Source organism: Cryobacterium cheniae, from assembly GCF_004403395.1.
GTDB lineage: Bacteria > Actinomycetota > Actinomycetes > Actinomycetales > Microbacteriaceae > Cryobacterium > Cryobacterium cheniae.
Map to the genome: position 1 here is coordinate 42,743 of NZ_SOGN01000063.1, position 11,230 is coordinate 53,972.

10 protein-coding genes are annotated in these 11,230 nt (G+C 71.3%); 3 read left to right on the forward strand and 7 right to left on the reverse strand.

The features are described 5' to 3' along the window. Positions 1–2: 2 nt before the first annotated feature. The 3 genes from E3T23_RS13970 to E3T23_RS13980 are packed head-to-tail and all read right to left on the reverse strand — an operon-like array spanning position 3 to position 4,872. Positions 3–1,169, reverse strand: coding sequence for an acyl-CoA dehydrogenase family protein (locus tag E3T23_RS13970; protein WP_134371104.1), 1,167 nt, complete (start codon positions 1,167–1,169; stop codon positions 3–5). Continuing rightward, positions 1,166–3,256 (reverse strand): acetyl/propionyl/methylcrotonyl-CoA carboxylase subunit alpha, encoded by a 2,091-nt coding sequence (locus tag E3T23_RS13975; RefSeq protein WP_134371105.1) that lies wholly within the window; start codon positions 3,254–3,256, stop codon positions 1,166–1,168. Before E3T23_RS13975 ends, E3T23_RS13970 begins: the two co-directional genes overlap by 4 nt. 8 nt (positions 3,257–3,264) lie before the next feature. Beyond that, positions 3,265–4,872: a carboxyl transferase domain-containing protein gene (locus E3T23_RS13980; protein ID WP_134371107.1), complete on the reverse strand. Its 1,608-nt coding sequence runs from the start codon at positions 4,870–4,872 to the stop codon at positions 3,265–3,267. 121 nt (positions 4,873–4,993) lie between these two features. On the opposite strand from E3T23_RS13980, the gene E3T23_RS13985 reads away from it, so the two are divergent. Then, positions 4,994–5,644 (forward strand): SACE_7040 family transcriptional regulator, encoded by a 651-nt coding sequence (locus E3T23_RS13985; RefSeq protein WP_134371109.1) that lies wholly within the window; start codon positions 4,994–4,996, stop codon positions 5,642–5,644. Here the strand turns inward: E3T23_RS13985 and E3T23_RS13990 are convergent. From E3T23_RS13990 to pdhA, 4 genes are all read right to left on the reverse strand, one after another. Beyond that, positions 5,638–6,300 carry a VOC family protein gene (locus E3T23_RS13990; protein ID WP_134371111.1) on the reverse strand — a complete coding sequence of 221 codons (663 nt, stop codon included), beginning with the start codon at positions 6,298–6,300 and terminating at the stop codon, positions 5,638–5,640. The two genes, E3T23_RS13985 and E3T23_RS13990, sit on opposite strands and share 7 nt — an antisense overlap. A 64-nt stretch (positions 6,301–6,364) precedes the next feature. Continuing rightward, positions 6,365–7,717, reverse strand: a complete 1,353-nt coding sequence (locus tag E3T23_RS13995; RefSeq protein ID WP_134371113.1) for a dihydrolipoamide acetyltransferase family protein — start codon at positions 7,715–7,717, stop codon at positions 6,365–6,367. Beyond that, positions 7,714–8,763: an alpha-ketoacid dehydrogenase subunit beta gene (locus E3T23_RS14000; RefSeq protein ID WP_134371115.1), complete on the reverse strand. Its 1,050-nt coding sequence runs from the start codon at positions 8,761–8,763 to the stop codon at positions 7,714–7,716. The genes E3T23_RS13995 and E3T23_RS14000 overlap by 4 nt, the downstream gene beginning before the upstream one ends. Continuing rightward, positions 8,763–9,872: a pyruvate dehydrogenase (acetyl-transferring) E1 component subunit alpha gene (pdhA, locus tag E3T23_RS14005; RefSeq protein ID WP_134371116.1), complete on the reverse strand. Its 1,110-nt coding sequence runs from the start codon at positions 9,870–9,872 to the stop codon at positions 8,763–8,765. Before pdhA ends, E3T23_RS14000 begins: the two co-directional genes overlap by 1 nt. 131 nt (positions 9,873–10,003) lie before the next feature. Here pdhA and E3T23_RS14010 point away from each other — a divergent pair, with 131 nt between their 5' ends. Then, positions 10,004–10,537, forward strand: a complete 534-nt coding sequence (locus tag E3T23_RS14010; protein WP_134371118.1) for an Lrp/AsnC family transcriptional regulator — start codon at positions 10,004–10,006, stop codon at positions 10,535–10,537. Positions 10,538–10,553: 16 nt separating this feature from the next. Further along, positions 10,554–11,186: an LON peptidase substrate-binding domain-containing protein gene (locus E3T23_RS14015; protein WP_241977968.1), complete on the forward strand. Its 633-nt coding sequence runs from the start codon at positions 10,554–10,556 to the stop codon at positions 11,184–11,186. Positions 11,187–11,230 lie beyond the last annotated feature (44 nt).

Below are 11,230 nucleotides of genomic sequence, written 5' to 3' on the forward strand. Positions count from 1 at the left end.
GCCTAACCGGTGAACCCGAGCGCCCGCGAGATGACCATCAGCTGAACCTCGGTGGTGCCTTCGCCGAGCTCGAGCACCTTCGAGTCGCGGTAGTGCCTCGCCACCGGGTTCTCGTTCAGGAACCCGTAGCCGCCGAAGATCTGGGTGGCGTCGCGGGCGTTGTCCATGGCCGCTTCGCTCCCCACCATTTTGGCAATCGAGGCCTCCATTTTGAAGGGGCGGCCGTGCACCATTTTCTGGGCCGCGTCGTAGTAGGCGAGGCGGGCCGTGTGCACGCGCGCCTGCATCCGGGCGATCTTGAAGGCGATGTGCTGGTTGGAGCCGATCGACCGGCCGAACACGTTGCGGCTGTTGGCGTAGCGGATGGCCTCCTCGAGGCAACCCTGCGCCGCGCCCGTGCAGAGCGCGGCGAAGGCGATGCGCCCCTCGTCGAGGGTCTGCACGAAGTTGGCGAAGCCGCGGCCGCGGTCGCCGAGCAGGTTGGCCTCCGGCACGCGCACGTTCTCGAAGAGCAGCGGATGCGTGTCGGAGGTGTGCCAGCCCACCTTGTCGTAGGCCGGCAACGCCGTGAATCCCGGGGTCGGGGTGGGCACCAGGATGGCCGTGAGCTCCTTCTTCACCGAGCCGTCGGGGCGCGGGGACTCCCCCGTGACGGCGGTCACCGTGACCAGTCGGGTGATCTCGGAACCGGAGTTGGTGATGAACTGCTTCGTGCCGTTGATCACCCATTCGCCGCCGGACAGCTCCGCCGTGGTCTTGGTGCCGGCGGCGTCGGAGCCGGCGTCCGCCTCGGTCAGCCCGAACGCGGCGAGCGCGCGCCCGCTGGTCAGCAGCGGCACCCATTCCTGCTTCTGCGCCTCGGTGCCGCGCCGGTACACGGGCATGATGCCGAGCCCCACACCGGCCTCCAGGGTGACGGCGATGGACTGGTCGACCCGGGCGAGCTGCTCGACCGCGAGGCAGAGCGCGAAGTAGTCCTGGCCCTGGCCGCCGTACTCCGTGGGGAACGGCAGGCCGAACAGTCCCATCTCGCCCATCTGGGCGATGATGTCGTACGGCAGGCTCCGTTTGGTGTCGTACTCGTACGCGGCCGGCGCCACCACCGTGTCGGCGAAGTCGCGCACGGTGTCGCTGAGGTGCTGCTGCTGCTCGGTCAGTTCCTGTTTCACGTTGGGTCTCCCTTGACTGGCGTGGCTGGTGTTGAGGCTTCCGTGACGGTGGCGACGATCTGGTCGAGGCGCACGAGGTCGCCCGGACGCACGCTCACGCTGAGCCGGCCATCCGTTTCGGCCACCAGATGGTGCTCCATCTTCATGGCCTCCACGGTGAGGATGCGCTGGCCGGCGACGATCAGGTCGCCCGTGGCCAGGTGCACGGCGACAACGGTGCCGGGCATCGGCGAGCGCACCTCGGGCCGGGCCGCACCGGCCTCTCCGCCGGCGCGGTCCAGGCCGGCGAGGCGGTCGGCGAGCTGCTCGGCGCGGGAGCGGTGCACCAGGTCCGCGCTGAAACCGTTCTGGCCGAGCCAGAGGCGCGGTCCGTCGGCAACGAGCTGCAGCACCTCGAGGCGGCCGTCCAGCTCACAGGCGAAGGTGCCCGAATGATCGGTGACGGGCGCGAGTCGGGCGGGAACGGGCATCCGGTCATCGACGGCCACGCGGAGGCCGTCCGGTCCGGCCAGCACGGCGACGTCGACCGTTTCGGTGGCGCTGACCCGCAGGCTGTAGCGCACCGGCCGGTCGGGGCCGAGCCGCCAGCCGCTCGGCTGCGCCCAGAGGCCGGGGCCGGTGGCTCCGCTGGTGTGGGCGGAGGCGCGGGCGGTCGCCTGGGCGTGCAGGAACAGGGCGGCGGCGACGGGAAGGTGGTCGGGCAGCGGCTGCCCGGGCATCCCCCGCAGTCCGAGGCCGGGCAGGCTGCGCTCGATCAGCCCGGTGTCGAGGCGGCCGGCGAGCACGTCGGGGTTCCGGAGCAGCAGCCGGAGGAACTCCAGATTGGTGTGCACCCCGAGCACCACGGTATCGGCGAGCGCCCGGTCGAGCCGGGCGAGGGCCTCGGCGCGGTCGGCTCCCCAGGCGATCACCTTGGCGAGCATCGGGTCGTAGACCCCGGAGATCGGCAGGCCCGACCGCAGGGAACTGTCGACCCGGATGCCCGCACCGGCCGGTTCGGACAGGCTCAGCACGGTGCCCTGGCTGGGCAGAAAACCGCGGGCCGGGTTCTCGGCGTAGACGCGGGCCTCGATCGCGTGACCGGTGAGCACCACCTCGTCCTGGGTCAGCGGCAGCGGCTCCCCCGCGGCGATCCGCAGCTGCCACTCCACCAGGTCGAGGCCGGTGACCAGCTCCGTGACCGGGTGCTCCACCTGCAACCGGGTGTTCATCTCCATGAAGAAGAACTCGTCCGGGGCCGCGTCGGAGACCAGGAATTCCACCGTGCCGGCGCCCGTGTAGCCCACGCTCTGCGCCGCCCGGCAGGCCGCCTCGCCGATGCGAGCGCGGGTCGCCGGGTCGAGCAGCGGCGAGGGGGCTTCCTCGATCACCTTCTGGTGGCGGCGCTGCAGGGAGCACTCGCGCTCGCCGAGGTGGATGACGGCGCCCGTTGCGTCCGCGAGCACCTGCACCTCGATGTGCCGGGGCCGGTCGATGAAACGCTCGAGCAGCAGCGTGTCGTCGCCGAATGCGCCCAGCGCCACGCGCCGGGCCGTGACGAGCGCGGCGGCGAGCTCGCCCGCTGAGTCGACCCGCAGCATCCCCTTGCCGCCGCCGCCCGCTGACGGTTTGATCAAAAGCGGGTAGCCCACCGTTTCCGCGGCGGTGACGAGCTGCGCGTCGCTCTGGCCGGGCCGGGAGAACCCGGGGATGACGGGCACCCCGCTGTCGGCGACGTGGTTCTTGCCGCGGATCTTGTCGCCCATCACGGCGAGGGCGGTGAGGCCGGGCCCGACGAAGACCAGGCCGGCGGCGGCAGAGGCGCGGGCGAAGGCCTCGTTCTCGCTCAGGAACCCGTAGCCGGGGTGCACGGCGTCGGCGCCGGTGGCGGCAGCGGCGGCCAGGATCGCGTCGATGTTCAGGTAGCTCGCCTGCGGGGCGGCCGGGCCGAGGCGCACCGCGGCGTCCGCGAGGCTCACGTGCAGCGCGTCCCGGTCGGCGTCGCTGTAGACGGCGACCGAACGGATGCCCATGGCGCGCAGGGTGCGGATGATGCGGCAGGCGATCTCGCCGCGGTTGGCGACCAGCACGGTCTCGAAGGGTTTCATGGTGCGCCTCACATCCGGAAGAGGCCGAAGGCGGTCTCGGGCAGGGGCGGCAGGGCGACGACGTCGAGGGCCAGGCCCAGCACGGTGCGGGTGTCGGCCGGGTCGATCACCCCGTCGTCCCAGAGCCGGGCGGTCGAATAGTAGGGGCTGCCCTGCCGCTCGTACTGGGCGGTGACGGGCGCGGTGACCTCGGCCTCGGCATCCGTCGACCAGGGCAGGCCGGCCTTCTCCCGCTGCTCGCGTTTGACGGTGGCGAGAACGGATGCGGCCTGCGGGCCGCCCATCACGGAGATGCGGCTGTTCGGCCACATCCAGAGGAAGCGCGGCGAGTAGGCGCGCCCGCACATCGAGTAGTTGCCGGCGCCGAAGGACCCGCCGATCACGACGGTGAGCTTGGGCACGCGGGCGGTGGCGACGGCGGTGACCATTTTCGCGCCGTGCTTGGCGATGCCGCCGGCCTCATAGTCGCGGCCGACCATGAAGCCGGAGATGTTCTGCAGGAAGATCAGCGGGATGCCGCGCTGGTCGCACAGCTCGATGAAATGCGCGCCCTTGAGGGCGGATTCGGAGAACAGCACGCCGTTGTTGGCGATGATGCCGACCGGGTGGCCGTGCAGGTGCGCGAAGCCGGTGACCAGCGTCGTGCCGTACTCCTGCTTGAACTCGTGGAACTCGCTGCCGTCGACCAGCCGCATGATCACCTCGTGCACGTCGTAGCGGCCCTGCGGGTCGGTGGGCACCGCGCCGTAGAGCTCGGCCGGGTCGGCGACCGGGTCGACGGCCGGCAGCCGCGGCCAGGCCGGCGGCGGGGGCGCCGGCAGGTAGCGCACGATGTCGCGCACGATCTGCAGGGCGTGCTCGTCGTCCTCCGCGAGGTGGTCGGTCACCCCGGAGGTGCGGGCGTGCAGGTCGCCGCCGCCGAGTTCCTCGGCCGTGACGATCTCCCCGATCGCGGCCTTCACCAGCGGCGGGCCGCCGAGGAAGATGGTGCCCTGGTTCCGCACGATGACGGTCTCGTCGCTCATCGCCGGCACGTAGGCCCCGCCGGCGGTGCAGGAGCCCAGGACGGCCGCGATCTGCGGGATCTTGGCCGCCGACATCCGGGCCTGGTTGTAGAAGATGCGGCCGAAGTGGTCTTTGTCGGGGAACACCTCGTCCTGCAGCGGCAGGAACGCCCCGCCCGAGTCGACCAGGTAGACGCACGGCAGCCGGTTCTCGAACGCGATCTCCTGGGCCCGGAGATGCTTCTTGACCGTCATCGGATAATACGTGCCGCCCTTGACGGTGGCGTCGTTGGAGATGACGAGCACGTGGCGGCCGTGGATCAGCCCGATCCCGGCGATCAGGCCGGCCCCGGGGCTGTCGTCGCCGTAGAGGCCGGTGGCGGCCAGGGCCGCGATCTCGAGGAAGGGGCTGCCGGCATCCAGCAACCGGTCGATGCGTTCGCGCGGCAGCAGCTTGCCGCGGGCGAGGTGGCGCTGGCGGGAGGCGTCGGGACCGCCGAGGGCGACGACGGCGAGGCGGCGGTGCAGGTCGGCGACGAGCTCCCGGTGGGCTGCGGCGTTCGCGTCGAAGCCCGGACTGGTCGAGTCGATCAGACTCGCGAGTGTCTCCATCGACGACTTCCCGCTTTCCCGCTTGAGTGCTCAGCCGGTACAGTTAGCATGTACTAACCGAAATTCAGGTTAGCGGTTCATAACTGGGTTGTCCAGACTTTCGGATGGGACGGGGCGCTTCATGGCTGACCGAACTCCCCCGCCGGGTGCGCCTGTCGCGCCGACGCCGCGGAGCCTGGCCAAGGCCGACCGGCGGCAGGCGTTGCTGGGGGCCGCGGCGGCGCTATTCGCCCGGTCGGGGTATAACGGGGTCTCGATCGAGGACCTCGGCGCGGCCGTCGGCGTGAGCGGGCCGGCCGTCTACCGGCACTTCAGCGGCAAGTCGGCCGTGCTCGCCGCGCTGCTGGTGGAGGTCAGCGAGACGCTCGTGGCGGGCGGGCAGGCCGTGATCGAGGGCGCTCCGGATGCCGCGGGCGCACTCCGCGGGCTGGTGCGGTTCCACACGGACTTCGCCCTGTCGCATCCGAACGTCATCCGCGTGCAGGACCGGGACCTGGACAGCCTCGCGGCACCGGACCGGCACCGGGTGCGCACCCTGCAGCGCACCTATGTGGAGCTGTGGGTGCGCGTGCTCGGGCAGGTGCACCCCGAGGTGGAGGCGCAACTGCTGCGCATCCGTGCCCAGGCGACGTTCGGACTGCTGAACTCGACCCCGCACACGCTGCCGGCGTCGTCGAGCGGCGCGGTGCGACCGCTGCTGGAGGAGATGGCGCTCGCGGCGCTCGGGGCGGGTTCAGAGGGAACGGGGATGGGTCGGGCGATGGCTCAGTAGACGGTGGTGCAGACGCAGAGCTCGTTGCCCTCGGGGTCGGCCAGCACCCACCACTCGGGGGCGTGCTCGTCGGTGAGGACGTCGCCCCCTGCGGCGATGATGTCCTGCACCCGGGACTCGGCGTCGATGGTGGGCACGTACACGTCGAGGTGGATGCGGTTGCGCTCGGTGCGCACGATGTCCATGCTCTGGAACCAGATCCGCGGGCCCTGGCCGGATGGATCGACGAGTTCGGTCTCGCCCTCGCTGTCGACCTCCACATAGCCGAGGCCCACCCGCCAGAACGGCCGGATCGCCTCGGCGTCGGTGCAGTCGATCGCCACGTCGTAGCGGGCCGGTTGCACCGGCGCACGGTCGGCGCCCTGCGCATCCGCCAGCTCCTGGATGCGCAGCGCGAGCCGAAGGTCGCGGTCGGTCACGCCGCCGGCATCGTGGGACGAGAGGCGGAAGCCGACCCGGCCGTAGCCGATCCGCACGTCGGGGTGGTGATTCATCGCATCCGCCGCCTCGGCCGCCTGGTCGACCAGGCGCACCGCCGACGCGAAATCCCGGGTCGTGAACGAGCCGTGCAGGGTGCCGTCGAGGTGCACGAAGGCGCCGCCGGCAAGCACGGATTCGGTGTCGATCGGGGTGAGGAGGGTGCCGGGTGATTTCATCCCCTCACTCTGCTGCGTGTCCGAAACGCCGTCAAGGCGCGCGCGGCAGTGGACTGGCGGCGGACTAGAGGAGGGCGAGGGCGCGCGCCGGGTTGGCGAGGATGCCGGCGACGTCGGTCAGGAACCGGGCCGCCTGCTCGCCGTCGACGAGCCGGTGATCGAAGGCGACGCTGAGGGTGACCACCTGCCGGAGTGCGATCTCGCCGCGATACTCCCACGGCCGCGGCGCGATCGCCCCCAGCGCGAGGATCACGGCCTCCCCCGGGGGCAGGATCGGCGTGCCCGCATCGATTCCGAAGGAGCCGATGTTGGTGATCGAGATCGTGCCGCCGCCGAGGGCGGCCGGGCTGGTCGCGCCCGCCCGCGCTGCACGGGTCAGCTCGGCGAGCGCCGCGGCGAGGTCGGCGAGGCCCAGCCGTTCGGCATCCGGGATGCCGGGCACGAGCAGCCCCCGCGGCGTGGCGGCGGCGATGCCGAGGTTCACGTAGTGGAACTGCACGATCTCTCCGGCCGCCTCGTCCCAGCGGGTGTTCACCTCGGGGGTGCGGGCGACGGCGAGGCAGAGCGCCTTCGCGACGACGGCCAGGATGCCGATGCGCGCGTCGGCGAACTCCCGGTCGCGTTTGAGCGCGTCGATCAGCTCGATCGTCGGCGTCACGTCCACGGTCAGGAACTCCGTGGCGTGCGGCGCGGTGAAGGCGCTTCGCACCATGGCGGCGGCGGTGTGCTTGCGCACGCTCCGGATCGGGCTGCGGGTCTCCCGTGGGCCGGTCACGGATGCCGGGGGCCGAGCGGCCGGTTCGACGCGCCCGGGGTCGGCACCGCGGTCGGCACCGGGGTCGGCACCGGGGGAAGCCGGGGCAGCGGACGCCGCGGAGGCCTCCACGTCCTCCCGGGTGATGAGGCCGGTCGGACCGGTCCCGGTCACCTCGGCCAGGGCGACACCCAGGGTGCGGGCCAGTGCGCGCACCGGCGGCGTGGATCGAGGCCGCTCCCCGGCTGCCGGGGCCGGGGCCGGGGCAATGACCCGGCTCAGCGCATCCGTCGCCCCCGCCCGGGCCCGTCGCTGCGGCCGTCCGCTCCGCTCGGCCGCGGCGCCGTACCCCACGAGCACGGCCTCCCGTTCCGGCTCGCGAGAAGGGGCAGCACCAACGGAGGGGGCAGCACCAGGGGCAGGGGCGTCGACCTCGAAGGAGACGATCGGGTCACCCACGCGCACGGTGGTGCCGGGCTGCTGGTGCAGTTCGGCGACCACACCCGCGAAGGGCGACGGCAGCTCCACGACCGCCTTGGCCGTCTCGACCTCGGCGATGAGCTGGTTGAGTGTCACCGTGTCGCCCGGCGCGACCCGCCAGGCCACGATCTCCGATTCGGTCAGTCCCTCGCCAAGGTCGGGCAGTTTGAAGACCTTGATCATCGTCGTCTCCCCAGCACGCGGTCGACGCCGTCGAGCATGCGGTCGAGGTCGGGCAGGTGGTGGCTCTCCAGCTTCGCCGGCGGGTAGGGGATGTCGAACCCGGTGACCCGCACCGGAGCGGCCTCGAGGTAGTCGAAACAGCGCTCGGTGACCTCGGCGATGATCTCGCCGCCCAGCCCGCCCGAGCGGGCGGCCTCGTGCGTCACCACGAGCCGACCGGTTTTCCGAACGGATGCCTCGACGGTGCCGTAGTCGATGGGCGAGAGCGAGCGCAGGTCGATGACCTCGATCGAAATGCCCTCGTCGGCGGCGGCGAGCGCGGCATCCGTCGCCGTGGACACCAGCGCTCCGTAGGCGAGGAGCGTGACATCGGTGCCGGCGGCCACCACCCGGGCGCTCTCGAGCGCGGCGCCGGGCTGCGGGGACACCGGGCCGGCGACGTGGTACCGGCGCTTGGGCTCGAAGTAGAGCACCGGGTCGTCGGAGGCGATCGCCTTCTGGATCAGGCTGTAGGCGTCCTGCGGGTTGGAGACCGCGACCACCCGGAGGCCCGACGTGTGCGTGAAGTAGGCCTCGGGCGATTCGGAGTGGTGTTCGGCGGCGCCGATGCCGCCGCCGAACGGCACCCGGATGGTGATGGGCATGCGCACGGCCCCTTGGGTGCGGTAGTGGAACCGGGCCACCTGGCTGACGATCTGGTCGAAGCCGGGGAAGATGAAGCCGTCGAACTGGATCTCGCAGACCGGGCGGTAGCCGCGGTAGGCGAGCCCCACGGCGGTGCCGATGATCGCGGACTCGGCCAGCGGGGTGTCGACGACCCGGTTGGGCCCGAACTCGGCGAGCAGGTCGCTGGTGACCCGGAACACTCCGCCGAGGGCGCCGATGTCTTCGCCGAGGAGCACCACCTTCGGATCGTCGAGCATCGCCTGCCGCAGCCCGGCGTTGATCGCCTTGGCCAGGGTCAGGGTCGTCGTCTCGGTGAGCGGCACGGGCGTGGCGCCGTTCGCGCTGGGAGCCGGGGAACTCCGGACGGTTTCGATGGTCATCAGGCCTTTCCTCCGGTCAGGTCGTAGCTCGCCAGATAGGCCGCGTACTCCGCCCGTTGGCGGTCGACGCCGGCGTGCGGGGTGGCGTAGACGTTGGCGAGCACGGTCAACGGCTCCGGGTCCGGCAGGCCGATGCAGCCGGCGCGCAGCTCCGCGGCCGTGGCGTCGGCTCGGGCCTGCGCCTCGGACTCCAGCTCGGGCGTGAACAGGCCGAGGGAGTCGAGCAGCCGCCCCAGGCGCAGGATCGGGTCCTTCGTCGCCCACTCCTCGAGCTCGGCCGCCGGCCGGTAACGGGTGGGGTCGTCCGCCGTCGTGTGCGGGCCCATCCGGTAGGTGACGGCCTCGATGAAGGTGGGCCCTCCCCCGGTGCGGGCCCGGTGCAGGGCCTGCCGGGTCGCGGCCGTCACGGCCAGGATGTCGTTGCCGTCGATGCGGAGGCTGGGGATGCCGAACCCGGGGGCGCGGCCGGCGATGCTGGCCCGGGCCTGCAGCCCGACCGGCTCGGAGATGGCCCAGTGGTTGTTCTGGCAGAAGAAGACCACCGGCGCCTGGAAGCTGGCCGCGAACACGAGCGCCTCGTTGACGTCGCCCTCGCTGGTCGCGCCGTCGCCGAAGTAGGCCACGGCCACCGAGTCCGCGCCGTCGAACCGGGCTCCCATCGCCCAGCCCGTGGCGTGCAGGGTCTGCGCCCCGATGATGATGCTGGGCGTCGCCATCTTGTGCACCAGCGGGTCCCAGCCGGATTGCGCGGTGCCGCGCCACACCCGGAGGATGTCCGTGGGCGCCACGCCACGGCACCAGGCGACCGCGTTCTCGCGGTAGCTGGAGAAGACGAAGTCGTCGGCGCGGAGAGCGCGGGCCGAGCCGATCTGCGCCGCCTCCTGACCGAGCAGCGGCGGCCAGAGTCCCAGCTCGCCCTGGCGCTGCAGCGCCGTGGCCTCGGCATCGATCCGGCGCACCACGACCATGTCCTGGTAGAGCGCCGCGAGGTCGGCCCCGGTCACATCCGCCACCCACGGATCGAGATCGGCGTCGGCCAGCCGCACCCCCTCGGGGCTCAGCAGCTGCAAAAGAACGTCGGGGGTCTCCCCGGTGTGGACAGTGTGCATCAAACGCTCCCAGCGTCGTTGCCGAAGTTGTTGAGAGCGTACGATTCCGCGACACGCAGCACAACCATGACGAAGAATATTGAGCATTTTGCCCTATTCATGGGGCACCCTGCATGCTACCGTCGGGCATTATGCACAGTCTGGACAAAGTCGACCTGCAGTTGCTCAACGCCCTGTGCGCCGACCCGCGGAGCACGTTCGTCGCGCTCGCCCAGCAGCTGCACCTCTCCCGCAACACGGTTCAGGCGCGCATGGCCAGGCTCGAGGAATCGAACGCGTTCCTCTCCTTCGACCGCCGCATCAACCCGGTCGCACTGGGCTACCCGCTGACGGCCTTCATCGAGGTGCACGTGCAGCAGAAACGCCTCGCCCAGATCGTGGCCGAGCTCGCCCGCATCCCGGAGATCGTGCAGGCGCACGGCATGAGCGGGGCGACCGACATCCTGGTGCGCGTGGTGTGCGCGGATGCCGACGACCTGTTCCGCATCGACGGCACCATCCTCGCCTGCGAGGGTGTGGATCGCACCGAGACGTCCCTGGCCATGGGCGAGCTGATCCCCTACCGGGTCACCCCCCTGCTGGAGCGCACCGGGCGCCGGCAGGGCTCCGCCCCCGGCCTGTCCGACCCCGGCTCCTCCCCCTTCCCCGACGCGATGATCCCGTGATGCGGGCGGCCCGCCGATGACCCCGCCGTCGTTGACGCCCCTGCCGATGTTCCCGCTGGGCTCGGTCCTGTTCCCCTATATGCCGCTGCAGCTGCGGGTGTTCGAGGACCGCTACCTGGTCATGCTGTCGCGCATCCTCAAAGACGAGCCGGCCGAGTTCGGCGTGGTGCTGATCGAACGCGGCCAGGAGGTCGGCGGCGGCGAGCGGCGGTTCCGGTACGGGACCGTGGCCCAGATCACCGAGCTCGAGGCCTCCGAGGGCTTCATCGGGGTGACCGCCCAGGGAGAACGCCGGATCGAGGTCATCGACTGGCTGGCCGAAGACCCGCACCCCCAGGCCACGGTGCGCGACCTCGCCGTGCTCGACTGGGACGACGACCTGCTGCCGCTGCGGGAACGGGCCGAACAGGCGGTGCGACGGGCCCTGGCCCTGGCGAGCGAATTCGCCGACCAGCTCTGGCCGTCGACGGTGGAGCTGTCCCGGGATCCGACGGCGGCCGCCTGGCAGATCGCCGGCATCGCTCCACTGGGCCCACTGGACCAGATCGAACTGCTGCGGTCGACCTCGATGGAACGACTCCTGACCGCGGTGATCGATTACACCCAGGACGCCGTGGACTCCCTGAGCACACCCTGGCCCGAAGAATGACCCGAATCTATTTGATAAATTTATTATATAGGTATATAAAGAAG

Excerpts from the sequence above, each read along its gene's own strand:
- E3T23_RS14015 (WP_241977968.1), top strand. The coding sequence starts at position 10,554 with ATGACCCCGCCGTCGTTGACGCCCCTGCCGATGTTCCCGCTGGGCTCG.
- E3T23_RS14000 (WP_134371115.1), bottom strand. The coding sequence starts at position 8,763 with ATGACCATCGAAACCGTCCGGAGTTCCCCGGCTCCCAGCGCGAACGGC.
- E3T23_RS14010 (WP_134371118.1), top strand. The coding sequence starts at position 10,004 with ATGCACAGTCTGGACAAAGTCGACCTGCAGTTGCTCAACGCCCTGTGC.
- E3T23_RS13985 (WP_134371109.1), top strand. The coding sequence starts at position 4,994 with ATGGCTGACCGAACTCCCCCGCCGGGTGCGCCTGTCGCGCCGACGCCG.
- E3T23_RS13980 (WP_134371107.1), bottom strand. The coding sequence starts at position 4,872 with ATGGAGACACTCGCGAGTCTGATCGACTCGACCAGTCCGGGCTTCGAC.
- pdhA (WP_134371116.1), bottom strand. The coding sequence starts at position 9,872 with ATGCACACTGTCCACACCGGGGAGACCCCCGACGTTCTTTTGCAGCTG.
- E3T23_RS13990 (WP_134371111.1), bottom strand. The coding sequence starts at position 6,300 with ATGAAATCACCCGGCACCCTCCTCACCCCGATCGACACCGAATCCGTG.
- E3T23_RS13995 (WP_134371113.1), bottom strand. The coding sequence starts at position 7,717 with ATGATCAAGGTCTTCAAACTGCCCGACCTTGGCGAGGGACTGACCGAA.
- E3T23_RS13975 (WP_134371105.1), bottom strand. The coding sequence starts at position 3,256 with ATGAAACCCTTCGAGACCGTGCTGGTCGCCAACCGCGGCGAGATCGCC.